The 16,578-nt window shown below is 35.8% G+C and carries 17 protein-coding genes; 4 read left to right on the plus strand and 13 right to left on the minus strand.

Translation table 11 applies throughout. The features are described 5' to 3' along the window. Positions 1 to 31: 31 nt before the first annotated feature. From E4O01_RS07000 to E4O01_RS07010, 3 genes are all read left to right on the plus strand, one after another. Positions 32 to 418, plus strand: a complete 387-nt coding sequence (locus E4O01_RS07000; RefSeq protein ID WP_253695060.1) for a thioesterase family protein — start codon at positions 32 to 34, stop codon at positions 416 to 418. Positions 419 to 615: 197 nt separating this feature from the next. Then, positions 616 to 930 (plus strand): nuclear transport factor 2 family protein, encoded by a 315-nt coding sequence (locus E4O01_RS07005; protein WP_371819642.1) that lies wholly within the window; start codon positions 616 to 618, stop codon positions 928 to 930. A gap of 29 nt (positions 931 to 959) precedes the next feature. Continuing rightward, complete coding sequence (locus E4O01_RS07010; protein WP_253695062.1) at positions 960 to 1,529, plus strand: DJ-1/PfpI family protein; 570 nt, start codon at positions 960 to 962, stop codon at positions 1,527 to 1,529. 202 nt (positions 1,530 to 1,731) lie between these two features. Here E4O01_RS07010 and E4O01_RS07015 read toward each other — a convergent pair whose 3' ends face one another. The 3 genes from E4O01_RS07015 to E4O01_RS07025 all read right to left on the minus strand — a co-directional run bounded on the left by E4O01_RS07015 (position 1,732) and on the right by E4O01_RS07025 (position 5,614). Beyond that, a complete protein-coding gene (locus E4O01_RS07015; RefSeq protein ID WP_253695063.1) occupies positions 1,732 to 1,986 on the minus strand; it encodes a DUF6364 family protein in 255 nt (84 codons plus the stop codon). A 91-nt stretch (positions 1,987 to 2,077) separates the two neighbouring features. Next, entirely contained in the window at positions 2,078 to 3,826 is a 1,749-nt protein-coding gene (locus E4O01_RS07020) for an ABC transporter ATP-binding protein (RefSeq protein WP_253695064.1), read from the minus strand. A 6-nt stretch (positions 3,827 to 3,832) separates the two neighbouring features. Next, a complete protein-coding gene (locus E4O01_RS07025) occupies positions 3,833 to 5,614 on the minus strand; it encodes an ABC transporter ATP-binding protein (protein WP_253695065.1) in 1,782 nt (593 codons plus the stop codon). A 187-nt stretch (positions 5,615 to 5,801) separates the two neighbouring features. Between E4O01_RS07025 and E4O01_RS07030 the strand changes: the two genes are divergently transcribed. Next, a complete protein-coding gene (locus tag E4O01_RS07030; protein WP_253695066.1) occupies positions 5,802 to 6,746 on the plus strand; it encodes a helix-turn-helix domain-containing protein in 945 nt (314 codons plus the stop codon). 50 nt (positions 6,747 to 6,796) lie between these two features. Here E4O01_RS07030 and E4O01_RS07035 read toward each other — a convergent pair whose 3' ends face one another. The 10 genes from E4O01_RS07035 to E4O01_RS07080 form a co-directional block, all read right to left on the minus strand. Further along, positions 6,797 to 7,588 carry an ABC transporter permease gene (locus E4O01_RS07035; protein WP_253695067.1) on the minus strand — a complete coding sequence of 264 codons (792 nt, stop codon included), beginning with the start codon at positions 7,586 to 7,588 and terminating at the stop codon, positions 6,797 to 6,799. A gap of 31 nt (positions 7,589 to 7,619) precedes the next feature. Continuing rightward, the gene (locus E4O01_RS07040) at positions 7,620 to 8,642 is read right to left on the minus strand and encodes an ABC transporter ATP-binding protein (RefSeq protein WP_253695068.1); all 1,023 of its coding nucleotides are present in this window, start codon (positions 8,640 to 8,642) and stop codon (positions 7,620 to 7,622) included. Beyond that, positions 8,623 to 9,411, minus strand: a complete 789-nt coding sequence (locus E4O01_RS07045) for an ABC transporter permease (protein ID WP_253695069.1) — start codon at positions 9,409 to 9,411, stop codon at positions 8,623 to 8,625. The genes E4O01_RS07040 and E4O01_RS07045 overlap by 20 nt, the downstream gene beginning before the upstream one ends. Before the next feature lie 111 nt (positions 9,412 to 9,522). After that, positions 9,523 to 11,496: an FtsX-like permease family protein gene (locus E4O01_RS07050; RefSeq protein WP_253695070.1), complete on the minus strand. Its 1,974-nt coding sequence runs from the start codon at positions 11,494 to 11,496 to the stop codon at positions 9,523 to 9,525. Between the two features lies 1 nt (position 11,497). Then, complete coding sequence (locus tag E4O01_RS07055) at positions 11,498 to 12,247, minus strand: ABC transporter ATP-binding protein (protein WP_371819643.1); 750 nt, start codon at positions 12,245 to 12,247, stop codon at positions 11,498 to 11,500. Next, positions 12,213 to 13,868, minus strand: a complete 1,656-nt coding sequence (locus E4O01_RS07060; protein ID WP_253695072.1) for an ABC transporter transmembrane domain-containing protein — start codon at positions 13,866 to 13,868, stop codon at positions 12,213 to 12,215. The genes E4O01_RS07055 and E4O01_RS07060 overlap by 35 nt, the downstream gene beginning before the upstream one ends. A 15-nt stretch (positions 13,869 to 13,883) precedes the next feature. After that, on the minus strand, positions 13,884 to 14,402 hold the full coding sequence (locus tag E4O01_RS07065) for a hypothetical protein (RefSeq protein ID WP_253695073.1): 519 nt from the start codon (positions 14,400 to 14,402) through the stop codon (positions 13,884 to 13,886). A gap of 25 nt (positions 14,403 to 14,427) precedes the next feature. After that, a complete protein-coding gene (locus tag E4O01_RS07070; RefSeq protein ID WP_253695074.1) occupies positions 14,428 to 15,927 on the minus strand; it encodes a radical SAM protein in 1,500 nt (499 codons plus the stop codon). 126 nt (positions 15,928 to 16,053) lie between these two features. Continuing rightward, positions 16,054 to 16,227 (minus strand): hypothetical protein, encoded by a 174-nt coding sequence (locus tag E4O01_RS07075; protein ID WP_253695075.1) that lies wholly within the window; start codon positions 16,225 to 16,227, stop codon positions 16,054 to 16,056. 141 nt (positions 16,228 to 16,368) lie between these two features. After that, the gene (locus E4O01_RS07080; protein WP_253695076.1) at positions 16,369 to 16,578 is read right to left on the minus strand and encodes a hypothetical protein; all 210 of its coding nucleotides are present in this window, start codon (positions 16,576 to 16,578) and stop codon (positions 16,369 to 16,371) included.

Consider the following 16,578-nt stretch of genomic DNA (forward strand, 5'->3'; position numbering starts at 1 on the left):
GCTTGGTTATAATTTTCTAAAAGAGGATATTATGTTAAAAACAGGTATTAAGGGAAAAGAAGAAATTATCGTAAATGAAAATCATTCAGCTGAAAGTTTGGAAAGCGGAACACTGAAAGTATTCGGCAGTCCTGCGATGATTGCATTAATGGAAAAAACTGCATGGAAAAGCGTGCAGGATTATTTGGAAGAAGGACAAGGATCTGTCGGCACCTCATTGGAAATAAAACATGTTTCCGCAACGCCGCTCGGCATGAAAGTTTATTGCGAAAGCGAACTTACCGGCATAGACGGAAAAAAGCTTATCTTTTCGGTAAAGGCCTATGACGAAACAGGTTTGATCGGAGAAGGAACACACGAACGCTTTATCGTCAACAATAAAAAATTTCAAAAAAAGACAAATGAAAAGATGAAGTAAATATTGAGGAGATATGATAAATACTTCGGCAGAAATTCAGCCTCACTATTTATCGATATTTTATGTAGTTTTGCAAAATGCAAAACTACTTGAAAAAACTTTTTTCGGAAGCTGAAACTTCCTGCAAAAAGTTTTTATAGGAGAAACATTTGGATATAAGAAAATTTTGGAATGCTATTGCAAAACAAGATGCCGAAATGATACGCACTTTTTTTAATAAAAAGGCAATCATAAGATGGCATAATACAAATGAGCAATTTACCTTAGAAGAATTTATCAGAGCGAACTGTGAATATCCGGGTAAATGGGAAGCGGAAATTGAAAGGATAGAAAAAACGGATAATCTATTCATTACGGCAGTAAAAGTATTCAATAAAGATGCATCTTTTCATGCTGTATCTTTTATAAAAATTGAAGATGATAAAATTGTTTTAATAGATGAATATTGGGGAGATGATGGTGCACCTCCGCAATGGAGAATTGATATGAAAATAGGAACTAAGATTATATAAATGATGATAATTTATGAAGGAGAAAATAAATGAAAAAAACGGCTTTATTAATTTATGAAACCTATTGTAACTTTGAGATTAGTGTTGCTCTTGAAGGTTTAGCTTTAAAAAATAAAGAGGTAGTAGTATTTGCCAAATATAAAGATTTAATTAAAAGTGAAGAAGGTTTAACTGTATTACCAGATAGATCAATTGATGAAATAATTATTGATGAATATGATAGCCTTCTATTGCCTGGTGCAGCCGATATTAGATCTGCAATAGAAGATAAAGATATTTTAAATTTTATAAAAAAATTTAAAGATAAAATAATTGGCGCAATATCAATTGCTCCTATCTTACTAGTAAAAACCGAAATGCTTAATGGAAAACCGTTTATGGCAGGAGTAAATAAAGAAGATTTATTTGAAGAAGGATTTACAAACGAAGATCTTGATAAAATGAAAGGATGGGACGATTGTATAAAAAATCCTATAGAAGATGGATATATTGTAACAGATAAGATAGTTACATCTATTGCATTTAATTTTGCAAAGTTTGGACTTCAATTTTGTAAAATGCTTGGCCTTGACATACCACCCAAAATCTTTGGGCTGTAGTAAATCTTTTATATATCAATTGATCTTAACTCAATCATCTAATGCCCTAAGATATAGTATAAAACAACACAGCAACATTCTTTATTCCTTTACCTGAATAGCTGTATAAAATTTTTAGGCGAACATACGCGTAATTGAGCCGCTTTATATTCGGTAGTATTTCTCGTTATAATGTATGCTCGTATCTATAAAAATTTTTTTTTCATACATACTTATCCGATAAGGCTTCAGTTAAAAGCTCATTATAGGGCTTTCCATTATCGGTGAACATACCGGATAATGACTCAGTCAAGGGAGCATTTAAGCTATTACCTGTAAGAAAAGTTTTTTTTGCACCGGAAATATGTTCTAGATACTCACTTACAAGTTTGGAAATACTGCGGTTTTCTTTTTTTGCGTATCGTTTTGCACTTTCCACTATATCCTTATCTATCGTCAGTGTCAATTTTGTAAGCATTAAAAACCTCCACATATGTAGTATATACCAAAAAACACATATCCGTCAAGATTTCCGATTAATTACTTTTTTTTGAGTAAAATATTTTCTCCTACTCCATCGAAATTTTCCATTCTTTCGATTTATTTTGCAGCTGCCAGAGCCGTGCATACAAGCCTTGTTTTTCCAGCAATTCGGAGTGAGAGCCTTCTTCAACAATCCGCCCCTTATCCAAAACAATGATGTTGTCGGCGTTCTTTATTGTCTTTAACCGATGAGCAATCATAATAACGGTTTTGTCTTTAACCAAATGGGATATGGCTTTTTGAACCGCCACTTCATTTTTTGCGTCCAAGCTCGATGTCGGCTCGTCAAGTAATAAAATCGGTGCGTCTTTTAAAATAGCTCTGGCAATCGAAATGCGCTGTTTTTCACCGCCCGACAAAGTGGAGCCTCCTTCTCCGACAAGGGTGTTGTATCCTTCGGGGAGTTTTTCGATAAATTCGTGACAGCCCGCCAGCTTTGAAGCGCGGATCATATCTTCTTCCCTTGCATTTTTGTTTCCGAACATAATGTTTTCTCTTACGGTGTCATGGAAGAGGTACACATCCTGCAACACCATCGAAATATGTTTAAGCCAGTTGTCGGGATTTATTTCATTGAGCGAAACACCGCCGATTTTTATACTTCCCGCATCTACGTCCCAAAAGCGCGCGATAAGTTTTAATATGGTGGACTTTCCTCCTCCGCTCGGCCCCACAATGGCAGTAAGCGTATTTTTCTTAAAGGTGCAGGATATATCATCAATAACCTTTTTCCCCTTTACATACGAAAAGCCTGCATGTTCAAACGCAATGCCGCCTACATCTTTTACCTCTATTGTTTTTTCTCCGCCTAATTCTTTTTCGCTCATAACGGTATCGATTCTTGTTGCACTGACATAGTACATTCTAAGAGCGGCGATGTATCGAATCCATGTAAGAAGCGGACTTATTATTTTAGTGCCGATGATAAGGATACTTAAAAATTCGGTTAAGCCTATTTCTCCGCCGAAAATAAGATAGGTTCCCGTAAAGCACATAAGCGGAAGTCCTGCACGCGCAAAGGTTAAGGCAAAGCCTAAAAGTGCACCGCCGACAGTTTCACTTTTTATACTGATTGCTTTAAGATGCTTGTATGCGTTTTCAAGTTTGGAAAAACCTTCTCCGATCTGGTTATAACTTCTCAATATTTTCATACCGGAAAGGTATTCGTTTAACGCCTCCGCAGTGTCGTCTTTAGCCGCTCTTGAGCTTACAACAATCTTTCCCGTTATTTTCAACGAAACAAAAATGATACTTGCCGAAATCGGGAGTGTAATATAAAAGGCCAGCGCCATTTTCCAATTAAACCAAAACATAAAAAACGACGTTGCAACACAGGAAAAAACAACACCGAAAAGACCGGTAAGAGCGCCGACCATACTCCGCTCAATCGCCAAAAAGTCTCCGGTAAACGTATTTATAAGTTCCCCCGAACGGGTTTTGGAAAAAAAGCCGAGCGGCAATTTTTTTATTTTTTGAATAAAGTCTTTTTTATTCCGTGCCGAATTGCACGCACCGGGAAGAAAGGTCCTTAAAAAAGCAGCCGTACTGACCGTCAGCTGTAAAAGAAAAAAGCTTGCCAGACACAGTGCAATAGTCCAATATCCTTTATCAAAGATAACGGCGGGAGTATTAAAATATTCGATAAATAAATTGATTGCAAAATACACCGCCACCGCAGGAAAGGTTATCGCAAAGCCTTCCAAAAAATACCATATCACCGGTTCCGTCATTTGTTCGGGATGCCCCATTGTAAATTTTCTTATCAGTTCTTTCATTTTTCTTCACCTCTCCTTGCCTGCTATTTCCCATGTTTCCGCTTCAAACTGTAAGTCCCACAGCGTTTTATATGCTCCGTCTTTTTCAATTAAACTTCCGTGTGTGCCTTCTTCGATAATTTTCCCCTCTTTCAATACAATAATCTTATCCGCATCCATAATGCTTTTAAGCCGGTGCGCAATAACAATGACCGTCTTATCTTTAATGAGGTTTCTAATCGCTTCCTGTATTAAGTTTTCATTTTCCGCATCGGTATAAGCCAAAGCCTCGTCCAAAATAACAATGTGAGAATCTTTTAAAAAAGCCCGTGCAATGGAAAGTCTTTGTGCTTCTCCGCCCGATAATTTTATATTTCCCGAACCGATGTGGGTATCGTACCCTTTCGGAAGATTCATAATAAAATCGTGGCAGCGCGCCTTTTTTGCCGCTTCGATAATTTCCGCATCGGAGCGATTTTTATTCATCGCGATATTGGCCCGCACCGTATCCGAAAAAATATGGGTGTCTTGAAATACAAAGGCGATTTTTTCCATTAAGTCCTTTGTATCAATGTTCTTTATATCCTTACCGCCTATTTTTATGCTGCCGGTCTGTACATCCCAAAACCGTACAAGGAGCTGCCCGATGGTGGATTTTCCGCTTCCCGATTCTCCGACCAGGGCGGTCATTTCATTTTCGTTACAGGTAAACGAAACGCCGCTCAGTGCCTCCCTCTTAAGTGGATCCGCCTCGCTTTGATACGAAAATGAAACCGAATCAAAGACAACCGTATTACCGCTTTCTTTTTCCGCAGTGTTTTTTGTCTTAAAAACGCTCTCATTTAAAATGGTATCAATCTGAGTCAATCCTGCCTTTGTGAAATTAAGCTGCGTTGCATAATCGATACAGGTTAAAAGCGGGTCGTACAATGCGGGAACGATAATCAATGCCGTGACAACCGCCAAGACCGTATCGCCTGAAGGATTTTGTAAAATCAAAAAACCGCCGGCCGGAATAACAAAGGCAAGGAGGGAGAGGCTTATCGTTTTATACATACTCATAAAAAAAGCGGAATTTCTGTAATTGGTTATCTCCCAATCAAGGCATTTATCAAGACTGTGTTCCAGGTTTTTTGATATGCCGCCTGCCCGTCCGAACAGTTTTACCTCCGCCATTCCTTTTACATACTCGGAAAAATTGCCGGTAATATCGGCTGAGCGCTTCATATAATCCGAATACCTTTCTTTCGCTTTTTCTCCGCCGAAAATCAAAGCCTGAAAGCTAAAGGCAATAACGACCGCAAGGAAAACGGTACATGCCATAATCCAATTAAGATAGACAATTCCCGAAAAGAATAAGATCAGCACAATCAATGAGCCGATTAAATCGGGCAGCATGTGGGCGATGACACCTTCCATGTTTTCGATATTTTCGTCCATGATTTTTTGAATGGAGCCGCTTGTGTTTTTTGAAAAAAAGCCGAGCGGTAATGAGCCCAAATGCTCCATCAGTTTTATTCTATAGGTATACAAAATCTTAAATGCCGCAGTATGACAGCCGACGCTACCTAAAAACGAAAAAATCAAATTGCATAACACAGCGCATCCTGCGGTAATTATCCAAAAGAAAACACCGGTTTTTTCTCCCGCCGTTAAAAATATCCTCGCTATAAAATATACCGATACATACGGAATAACATTGCACACCATTCCCAGTGTGGACAAAAAAATACTTGCGGTAAGAAAAACTTTTCCCTTATTTGAATAATGGAAAATATAGTCCATTATCCCCTTTGATTTTTTATTCACAAAATGCTCCTATAAGTATTTGGATTAGTCTTAGCTAACTTGTCTTATTGTATCCGTACCGGATATTTTTGTCAACACATCAATTCTTCAAATCAGAAAGAAAATATATAAATACTTGCAATTTTAAGTCTAATATGTTATTCTAATCTTCAAATAGAACAGAAAAAACTTTAAAAAGGACAGATATATGAGAACGCTTGAAGACTATTGGAAGGATTTTGAAGATTTCGGTTTTGTCAAACATTTAAAAGACGGAAGAATAGATTATATATTGGGAAAAACAAAGGGCTCAGGCGGTTTTTCCGTTTTGGGAGATACCGGAACGGCTATGGCGGTTATTTCCGATTGCACACTGTATCAGCCTTTTATTATTAAAGAGTATATAGATGAGTGGATTATTGAAGCGGGGCAATACTACACAGGAGCCGCATCTTATTATCAACAGCAGGATGACAGTACCGAATTTGAATATGGATTGAATGCCTATGTCAATTATGATTACTTTTACGGATATAAAAGAATTGAGCCGAATGTACGGCTGGTAAATATAGGCTTTGCTTTTCGTAAAACTTTTTTTTCTTCTTTGCCTATAACATTGGAGGATGATTTTTTTGAAAGAGCGGCAAGTGTACTTAATCCCGAGCCGATTGTCATTCCGAAAATAACCGCAATTTGCGACAGCCTTAAAGAATGTACATTGGAAGGAGCTGCATTAAAGCTTTATATTCAAGGTAAATGCTTGGAGGTTTTTTCACTTCTTTACGATTATGTTTATAAGGCACAACCGAAAACAAATGTGCACCTTTCCCAAAAAGACAAGGCTGTTCTTAAAAATGTAAAAACTTTTATAGAAGAACACTTTGCAGATCATTTTACCATTGCGGAACTCACTAAAAAATTTTCTATCAATCAGCAAAAATTGGTAACGGGTTTTAAAGATTGTTTTAACACGACAATAAATGAATACACTCAAAAGGTTAGAATGGCAAGGGCGCTTGAATTGCTTTATAATGATGAATTATCCATTGTAGAAATAGCACAGGCGGTCGGCTACTACGGGGACGGCTATTTTCAAAAAGCGTTTAAAGAAACCTACGGAATCAGCCCGGCCCGGATGCGGAAAGATTTGTAAGACACCTTTTAAAAATCTATACCTAATTTTTTAGAAGGGACTTTATATATTTAGCCCCCATAAGCGGAATATTTTTTTAAGCCTTTTTTCCATACTATTGCACAAAAAACACTTAATACCGCTATCCAAGAAACGGCTTTAAGTAAATGAAGGAAAGCTCCATAAAGCGATTCGTTGTCAAGCAAAAAACTTACGGGGATATGGGAAATAAAGGCAAAGGGTAAGTTTTTTAAAACCTTAAATACCGATTCGGGCAAAAAGACAAGAGGAAAAATAATACCGGCAGAAATATTTTTAAGTACCCTTATCGAAGTGTAAAGTGAAGAAACACGCGAAAAGTAAAAGCTGTATAGAGCTATCAAAAAATCGATTAAAAAATTGATAAGATAACCTGCAAATAAAAAGAGCGTAAAAAACACAATCTTCCATGTAAAAAAATTAAACACAAAATAAGGCGACAGTAAAAAATATAAAATCAAAATAGGAAGAGCATTCATCGTAATAAAAACAAAACGATGCGGTAAATCGGAAGCAAGTTGGTAAATTGCATAATTGTATGGTTTTATAAGATAGGTATTTAAGGTACCGAGCCTTATGTCATCCGAAACTTTAAATATAGAAACGGTTGAGGTGATATTGTATGTTATTAAGGTTAAAAAATAATAAGAAACAATTCCGCCTGCTTCAAGAGGCATATCCGTACTTTGATAACTGACGGCAAGCCATAAAAGCACATTAACGGTAAAAGGAAAAAGCGAAAATAAAAATCCCGAAATAAAATTAACCCTGTACTCCAATTGATTAGCTAAACTTGTCTTAAAAATTTTATAATAGATATTCATAATCTTTCCCTTAAAATAATTAAATAAAAAATCAGCCGGCCGCCGTATATAATTTTCTGATAACATCTTCCATCGATATATTTTCAATGGTAATATCGCTTAACTCTTCGATAAAATCATTGGAAATACTTTTTAATATACCCAAGCTATCTGAAGCATCGGCAGAAATTTTAACGGTATCTTCTCCTCTTTTTTCTGCAAAAAGCCCTTCCCTTTCGTGCAAGATTTTTATAATTTTTTCAGCGTTTGGGAATTTTAGTTTTAGTATAAAGTATTTTTTATTTAAAAACTCGTTTTTAAAATGAACAAAGGAATCGGAATATATTTTTTCACCGTTGTTTATTAAAATCAATTCGTTGCAAAGAGAAACAATGTCGTTAAAATTATGACTTGTCAATATAAGCGTGGAATGATATGTACTGCAATACTGTTTTAAAAAATCCCGTATAGCATATTGTGTAATAATGTCGAGTCCTATTGTCGGCTCATCAAGAAAAATAAGTTTCGGTTTATGAATGAGGGCTGCTATCAATTCCATCTTCATCCGTTCTCCCAAAGAAAGCCGCCTCACTTGAACATTCAGCTGTTTTTCGACACCGAGTATTTCGATCATCGTGTTAAGCGTTTTTTTATAATCGCCATCTTCAAGTTCGTAAATAGTTTTATTCAATTCAAAAGAATCCACAGCCGGCAAGTCCCACCAAAGCTGACTCTTATTTCCCATCACCATTGAAATTTGACGCAAATATTCTTTTTTCTTTTCAAAAGGATTGAAATTCAATGCGGAAATCTTTCCTTCCGTCGGAAATATTAAACCCGACAGCATTTTAAGCGTCGTAGTTTTTCCTGCACCGTTTAAACCGATTAAACCCGTTATCGAACCTTGATGAATTTGAAAAGAAAGATTTTTAACGGCAGACTTATAAAGTTTTTCCCGCTTAAATATATTTTTAATGCTTCCTTTAAGACCTGCTTCCTTTTTATAATAAGCATAAGTCTTGCAAATATTTTCTGCAACAATACTGTTTGTGTTATTAACTGCCTGATCCGACATAGTGCTTTACTCCCTTTTTAAAAATGAAATTTGATAATATAAAAAAGAAAAAACTCGAAACAAAAGAAACCCCGATGTAGTACCTCGGTAATTTTTCTACGACAAATAAAATCGGAAAATTAAAACAAATAAAAAGCGGAACAACAAATATGAGTATTTTTTGAATCAAGCCGGGATATATCTGCATGGGTTTATTTCCGATTGTAATGAGTTCCGAGCCTATTCCCATAACAATATCCATTCTCATAAACCAAAAAGCTAAGCTCATCAATATAAACATAATCGAATAAATTAAAAAAAAGCCGTTAAGCGAAAGCAAAATATAAAGCGATAATTTTAATGGCGTCATTTCTATGTCGAGTTTGATAAAACAATAAATTAAACCTGCAATATTTATGAAGATATTTTTTATTTGAGGAATATCGAATTCGTTAAACGAAATAGTAAAACGCGGCGGCAATGGCTTTAGTAAGATAAAATCCAAGGTGCCGGTATTTATCATTTCGGGTAATCTTTTTAATCCCGGCACAATCAAAAAAGTAAAAACGGAATCCATAAGTCCGCCTTGAAAGGTAAGCATCAGCATTCGGTACTTATCCCAACCGTTCACCGTTTTTGTGTGAATAAAAATAGTGTTTATAAAAATAAGATACATCAGCATCCATACAAGTTCAAAGGTTCCGCCGCTTATAAAATTGAATTTATATTCCATTAAATTCATAAGGGAACCTTTAAAATATGCTTTCGATATTAAAAAATATTTTTTCATCGCACTCTACTCGTCTAAAATTTATAACGAATACTATCACAAGAGAGCGACAGCTATATGTCGTAATTGGATAAAAAATAAAGAAAAAAGCCGGCTTTTTATAAAATTTTATTATCTTATGAAAGGTTTTACCATATTTTTATACAACTTATACGTCATAAGGTAATACAGAAAAAAAACTGCAAGGTATAAAACTACTTGCGGAACAAGCGTTTGAGCGATAAATACATAATAATTGCCGTAATAGTAAGTATTGTTTATTATAAGCATATTTATTCCTATCCCTGCCGGTAATGCAAGGCTTACGGGAAACACAAAGAAAAAATATATTTGCTTTTTTATTAAAGTGCCTATATCTTTTTGCTCCATTCCCAGTTTGCTTAGCACCCCGCAGCGGTATGTATTAATCCCGGCTTCCGCCATCGCCGAACTTGCCAAAACGGAACCGGTCGCAGTTAAAAGAATAATGCCTATATAAAACGAAACCATTATAAAAGCGGCCGCCGTTACTTTATACTGCCGTATACTTTGATACCTTGTTGTAAATTCTTTGTCGGGAACTTCGATAATCCGTCCGTTTTTTTCGATTCTGTGTACCGGCCGTCCCAGTTCGCGGCATATTTCGACCAAGGTATTTTGCAGCGCATCTTCGCTGTCGGAAGGTTTTAAATTCCAGAAGTGTTTTCTTTGCTTAGGGATTACATTCGGTATTTCGCTGTCGGCAACGACAATACAAAGGCGTGAATCCATTGCCCGTATGGGAAGCACGATCACTTCCTTAGGTCTGTACAATTTATCAAAAATGGGATAGGACTTATCTTCAAGATGAGGCTTTTCATCGTATGTAAGCATATCGACATTTAAAATAAATTGCTCCGGCTCAAGACTCACCGCATCCATACCGTGCATACGGCGTACTTGATTATATACGGATAAGGAGGTAACTCTCTGCGGTATAGGAGATTCTTCACCCGTAAAGGCATACCATATTTCGGTGTGTGTATCGTAATATTCGGAAATAACGGCTTCACTTACAATGCCTATTTTTGCATCCAAAAGAGCGCTTACTCCTTTATCAAAATCGACTACATCTTTTGAATCGGGGGAATCCTGAGCATGTAAAAGCGTCAAATCGTATAGTACCTTGCCTTCTCTGTCGAGATTATAAAAACCTACCGACATAAAGCCCATATTAAACGCAACCAAACCGACAAGGGCAAGAAGCGTAATTAAGCCGAGTTTTGCCGCAAAAGAAGTCAGTTTGGTATTTGAAAAAATTGCCGCCAAATTCTTTTGCTCATACGAATTGCTTCCCCGTGTTTTTAATTTAAATATAAAGGCGGGAAAAAAATATGCAATACCGAACAAACCGATAAGCATACCGAAAAACGAAAGGGTATATAAATTACCCGGGTTTTCTTTTGTTACCCCATGGAGAATATAAGCGTACGAAGCAAGCAACAAAAATAAAAAAACAAACAGGGGCATAGTAAATCTTTTTACTTTTATTTTTTCGTTTTCGGCCGCTTGCTTAAGTAAATCTATTATCTTTATATGTTTAAATTTTAGCGACCCCTTAAAAATATAAAACGCATATATACAAAATACAACCAAAACCGTTTTTACAACCTCGGACGCGGGCAAAAAAAGTGTTGTCTTATACTCCAAATCCAAAAAAGACATAACAATTTTGGGAAGTACCGTATACAAAAGTGAACCGAACACAAGTCCCAATACGCAGGAAAAAAGCCCCAAGATAGCTTGTTCAATCCCGTATAGTAAATTGATGTTTTTATTTTCAACTCCCAAAAGCATATACGAAGCGAATTCTTTCAGGCGCAAGTTAAAAATATATTTTCCCATATAGCGTATAAACCAAAACAAAACAAAAATTATCGCAACCTTGGCACAGGAAAACAAGGCTTTAAATGTTTCCATATTACGCAGACGGGGGTTATTTATTTGCTCATCTTGACTGACCGTAAAAATCGTGCACAAAAAAGCAATACATAACGCAACCGTTATTATGTATATTGAATAGTCTTTAAAAGATTTTTTTGCGTTTATTACACTTAACTTAAACATATCACTCCCCCAAGGCGATTGCCGCTTTAAAAATCTCTTCATAAAATGCACGGTGCGAATTATGTACGTTTTTTAATTCCGAAAACAATTTTCCGTCTTTTAAAAAAAGCACCCTGCCGGAATACGAAGCGCAAAAAGCGTCGTGCGTTACCATTATAATGGTTGTACCCAGTTTTTTATTTATTTCGCTAAAGGTTTCCATTAAAACTTTTGTCGAATGCGAATCCAATGCCCCGCTCGGTTCATCCGCCATAAGAATCTTAGGTTTATGGATTACCGCCCGTGCGCACGCTGTCCTTTGCTTTTCACCGCCCGATATTTCGTACGGATATTTATCGAGTAAGGAGTCTATCCCTAAAAGAGAAGCGATATTATTAACTTCTTCTGCAATTTTTTCTTTACGTTCACGGTTAAGCATTAAGCTCAACGCAATATTTTCTTTTACCCGAAGCGCATCTATTAAATTATATTCCTGAAAAATAAAGCCCAAATTTTCTCTTCGGAACCGGGCGGTTTCTTTAGGCTTAAGAGACTGTAATTCCTTGCCGTTGATTAAAATACTTCCGCTTGTAGGAGAATCGATAGTAGAAATACAATTGAGCAACGTGGATTTACCGCTTCCCGAAGGCCCCATTACCGAAAGAAATTCTCCTTCTGCAAGATCAAAAGAAAAACCGTCGACAACATTTACGGCATTTTCACCCTTTCCGTAGGTTTTAACCAGATTCCGTGTTTGTAAAATCATATTTATCTCCTCTATCTATTTTAAACACTCCATCGGCTATGTTGTCATAGGAAGAGCGGTGTGTTATCATTAAAATAAGTTTTTGCGTTTTAAGGCGGGATAAAAGAGAGTGTAATGCGAGGTTTGTTTCAGAATCGAGGGCATTTTCAACCTCATCGAATAAGATAACCTCGCCGTTTTGCAAAAGACAGCGGCTTAAGGCAAGACGCTGAATTTGCCCTTGCGAAAGTATATGTTCTTTTCCGCCCAATTGTGTATCAAGCCCCTTATCCAAAGAATCGATAACCTTATTTAATTTTGTTTTTGCCAACACATCGTTTATTGTAAGCGTATCGGCTTTTTTACCGAATAATAGATTTTCTTTTATAGTACCGGAAAAAATAAAAGGATTTTGACTTATATACGAAAGCCTTGAAGCAAGATTACAAAAAATAATCTTACCTTCTAATACCGATTCATTTTTAAGACTAATATTTCCCGAAATAATATTAAAAAGGCTTGTTTTACCTGAACCGTTCTCTCCCTTAATAAGATAAAGACCGGGGAATTTAAACTCGGTATTTAGATTTTTAAAAAGAAAATTATTTTTTTTATAAGCAAACTTTAAATTTTCTATTTTGATTTTTTTTATATTTGAAGTATCTTTTTCTTCTTTTATGAGCGAAAAAAAATTTTGTCTTTCATCAAAAATACTTTTTAAGCGCTCTACCGAAACAAAGGAAACTATAATTCCCTTATAAGTTTCGGCACATGAAGAAACAAGGCTTCTAAATTTTTGAGAATACATGAGGGCTGCGGTAATAGTGCCGACGGTGTTTTTTCCTTCAAGAACGGTTAAACCGATAATGGCAAATAAAGAAATATTTATGGTAAAATTAGTAAAAAAAGAAGCAGAGGAAGACTGCATTCCGATAATTGTAGATTCTTTTACGTGAATAAAAATATATTTTAAAATATGCGTAAACTTATAAATAAAAAACTTTTGCGAAGAATGATTTTTTATCTCCTGTAAACCCCGTATCGTTTCGCTAATATAGGCAGTATACTCATCCTGCCTTTTACGCTGAGCTTCATTTACCGCAGCCTGCTTTGTTCCAAAATATTTTGCCAAAAAAACGGGAATAACCGAAACTATGAGCGTAAGACAAAAAATAAAAATATCTATTTTAAAGAGCCTAAAACCTATTATACCCATCATAATAATGGAGGTAATTATCGAAGGAATTTGAGAAGTATAGATACCCGTCATTATGCCTAAATCTGATAAAAAAAGATTTAAAAGTTTACCCGAATCCTGCTCGGAACTTCCCTTAGGCGGTAAATGTAAGAGGTTTAAATAAAGGCGGCTTTCGGTATAAACGGTCATTTTACGCTGAAGCAAAAACCGGAACCAAGAACTTAAAAGCGAAAAAGCAAGCCCTGCAATTTGGAAAAGAATAATGATTTTTAAAAAGGAAAAAAAAGCAGTCCTATCCTTTAAGGTTAAAGCATCGATTATCTTCCCCGTAAATAGAGGTTCAAAGGTGGATGCATAATTACCGATAAGAGAAAAACAAAGGAGAAAAAACAAGGCCGAAAAAAACGGCTTTATAAATGAGGCAGCCCAGCGGTTTAGCTTTGCATTCATCGCACGCCGGCAATCCTATATCTTTTCCTCAATGCGGTTAAAGATTTCGTAAAGCTCTTCAAAATATTTTTGTATAAGTTTATAATCCGAAGAATTTATTTGCGATTTTATTTCGGAAAGCCACGCAGCCGTTTGCTTGTCGTTTTCTTTTTGCTGTTTTGTACGCTCTTCGTTTGCAATTTCATTAAGAGTTTCTTCTATTGTACAAGCAACAATTCCGTATTGCAATACAAGAATTTGATACATACCCTTATTGCCGTCAAAGCCGTATTTTTCAAAAATGCGTTTTATTTTTTTTGAAGGCTTTACTTTTAAAACTCTGTCAAAAGTTTCCCGTACACTTTCTTCTTTTTCGTTATAAATAAGTTTGCCTGCATTTTCTGATTTTAAATCGGCAAAAAGATATTTATAACCTTTAATAAACTCTTGTACCGACTGTTCGCTTAATACGCTTTCTCTTTCAAAATTATTTTGTGAAAAAACAAAAGCACTGCAAAATAAAACCGATAAAACAATACAAATAATCTTTTTCATATCATTACTCCTCTCATAAAATATTTTAAGTTATTCTTCTTTTTTCAAAATAATAACGGGGACATTTTATATCCGCCGTAAGAGTATCGCCTGTGTGCTCATAAATAAAACGCAAACAACGGCTGTACACCTTATGACATTCATTATAGTATTCTTCCGGGCAGGTTTTGCACGGTGAGTTTTCGGCAAAAATATTCCGCTCGGGCGGATTAAGCCATTTTTGCATAAGTTCCCCGTTCCAACATTCTGCAAGGCTTTGCGTTTTTAAATCTCCCAGTACATACCGCTTATCGTAAGGAAGCTGTTCGCAAATAAAAACTTCACCGTTCGGCATTAGGGTTAAAGAAAAACGCCCTGCATTGCAAATAGCTCTTTTTTCAAAGATATTTTCTTTTGTAACCTCCTCGACTATTACAGGCTCATCATAAGCTTTTTCAAATCCGCCTGCCGTAAGCTCCACATCCGTATGTGCTTCTTTAAATTCTTTAACAACACCGCTTGCTCTTTTCATTTGCTCATCACTCGGATAAAGATCATCGGTATGACGCGTACCGCTTCTTCCGTATTGAACAACCTGCATCCGTTTAATTCCCAAATCGTTAAGAAGGTTTAAGTAATCGGCTAAGCCGTCTGCATTATACGAAGTTAAAACAGCCTTTACACGCACTTCAATACCGTGTTTTTGTAAGTTTTTTATCATTTGAATTGCTTTTGAAAAATACTCATCATCGGTGATACCTAAAACATTTTTAACTATTTTACCGTCGGCGGCATCAAGGCTTATCTGCATTCCCCTTAAGCCCGCCCTTTCATGTAATTTTTTTATTCTGTCTTCACTTATAATCGATTTAGTTGAAAGAGAATATAAAAGCCCGTGCTCGTATAAACTTTGCATAAGCTCATCAATGTCGGGGCGGAGCATGGGGTCTCCGCCTGTAAGCATAAAACTTTCGCATCCGGTTTCTTTTAGTTCTTTAAAAATAATATTTAAACGTTCAAGGGGAATTAATTCTTTTACGGGTACAAGAGGATGGTAGCAGTACTTGCACTTAAAACCGCAAGAAGTCATTACATTATAATTTACCGAAAGAGGAGCTGAAAGCCGTAAATCACGCGAATCAAAAATAATTTTTTCTTTAGGAATTATAAAGGCGGACGGATCGGGATAACGGTTTTGAGTTTGTTTTAAAATAGCAGGTTTTACTTCGGAAATATCCATAACCAAGGGCTGAATATTGGTGCGTTTTTCGAGAGCTTCAAGCGAATTAAAAAGCACTTTTTTATAATCAACATCATCATTTGATTCCATTCCAAAAACATAAGCCATGTTATTTGCAACTTCGCCGAAGGTATGTTCACCGTCAAAGAGTAAGAGCATAATAACTTCTTGCGGAAGTAAAATACTTACCTTATCGGGAGAATAAAAAAAGTCATCTATTGTATATGCAACACAGCGGTGTTCTTCTTTTCTAAACCGAAGTTCGGGATTGTAGATTAGTTTTTGATTTGGAGTGAATTGTTGCATAAAAAGTCTCCTTAATTTAAGTAGTCATAATATTAAATAATCACTACTTACATAGATATTAAGTAACTTGATTAGAGTGAAATATTTACATATAACACCCTAATCAAGTTTTAAATAAGTAATAGACTACTTATTAGTGTCATTGTTAACACAGCTTTTCGAGCATCCGTTGTAACAACTTGCATAGCAACCGCTACCGCAGCTGAACCATCCGCATAAAGGAACGACCACATCATGATTAGGATCATTAGCCTTTAGTCCAGCATCCCCAATCTGTTTTTTTAATTCTTTTAGTTCCATAAATACCCTCCTTAAGATATATGCGAACTAAACCATGGCTTCACATAGGTGAAGTCCCAAAAAACTGATGACAAACTCATCAGTCATATCTAATATTAGATATAAAATTTTTCACACTGAAAAAATATATCTAAATTATTTTTATTTCGGTGCGCCCCCATTTGAACAACCGGCATAGCAGCTATATCGGCATGAAAATCTCGAAAAACCATCATACAAAATTGAAGATAGAGATAAGGTATAATTTTCAAAAAACAGATCCGAAAAACAATTAAAAAGATTTGTTTTATATTCGGAAACATTTAATTCACCTTTTTCAATCATTTTTTTCAGATCCTCTAAATTTTGCAT

Origin of the sequence: Treponema sp. OMZ 790, from assembly GCF_024181285.1 — a bacterium.
Classification (GTDB): Bacteria; Spirochaetota; Spirochaetia; order Treponematales; family Treponemataceae; genus Treponema_B.

Coding starts and splice junctions, on each gene's coding strand:
- E4O01_RS07010 (WP_253695062.1), top strand. CDS start 960: ATGAAAAAAACGGCTTTATTAATTTATGAAACCTATTGTAACTTTGAG.
- E4O01_RS07050 (WP_253695070.1), bottom strand. CDS start 11,496: ATGTTTAAGTTAAGTGTAATAAACGCAAAAAAATCTTTTAAAGACTAT.
- E4O01_RS07075 (WP_253695075.1), bottom strand. CDS start 16,227: ATGGAACTAAAAGAATTAAAAAAACAGATTGGGGATGCTGGACTAAAG.
- E4O01_RS07045 (WP_253695069.1), bottom strand. CDS start 9,411: ATGAAAAAATATTTTTTAATATCGAAAGCATATTTTAAAGGTTCCCTT.
- E4O01_RS07005 (WP_371819642.1), top strand. CDS start 616: ATGATACGCACTTTTTTTAATAAAAAGGCAATCATAAGATGGCATAAT.
- E4O01_RS07015 (WP_253695063.1), bottom strand. CDS start 1,986: ATGCTTACAAAATTGACACTGACGATAGATAAGGATATAGTGGAAAGT.
- E4O01_RS07070 (WP_253695074.1), bottom strand. CDS start 15,927: ATGCAACAATTCACTCCAAATCAAAAACTAATCTACAATCCCGAACTT.
- E4O01_RS07000 (WP_253695060.1), top strand. CDS start 32: ATGTTAAAAACAGGTATTAAGGGAAAAGAAGAAATTATCGTAAATGAA.
- E4O01_RS07065 (WP_253695073.1), bottom strand. CDS start 14,402: ATGAAAAAGATTATTTGTATTGTTTTATCGGTTTTATTTTGCAGTGCT.
- E4O01_RS07035 (WP_253695067.1), bottom strand. CDS start 7,588: ATGAATATCTATTATAAAATTTTTAAGACAAGTTTAGCTAATCAATTG.
- E4O01_RS07020 (WP_253695064.1), bottom strand. CDS start 3,826: ATGAAAGAACTGATAAGAAAATTTACAATGGGGCATCCCGAACAAATG.
- E4O01_RS07080 (WP_253695076.1), bottom strand. CDS start 16,578: ATGCAAAATTTAGAGGATCTGAAAAAAATGATTGAAAAAGGTGAATTA.
- E4O01_RS07040 (WP_253695068.1), bottom strand. CDS start 8,642: ATGTCGGATCAGGCAGTTAATAACACAAACAGTATTGTTGCAGAAAAT.
- E4O01_RS07030 (WP_253695066.1), top strand. CDS start 5,802: ATGAGAACGCTTGAAGACTATTGGAAGGATTTTGAAGATTTCGGTTTT.
- E4O01_RS07060 (WP_253695072.1), bottom strand. CDS start 13,868: ATGAATGCAAAGCTAAACCGCTGGGCTGCCTCATTTATAAAGCCGTTT.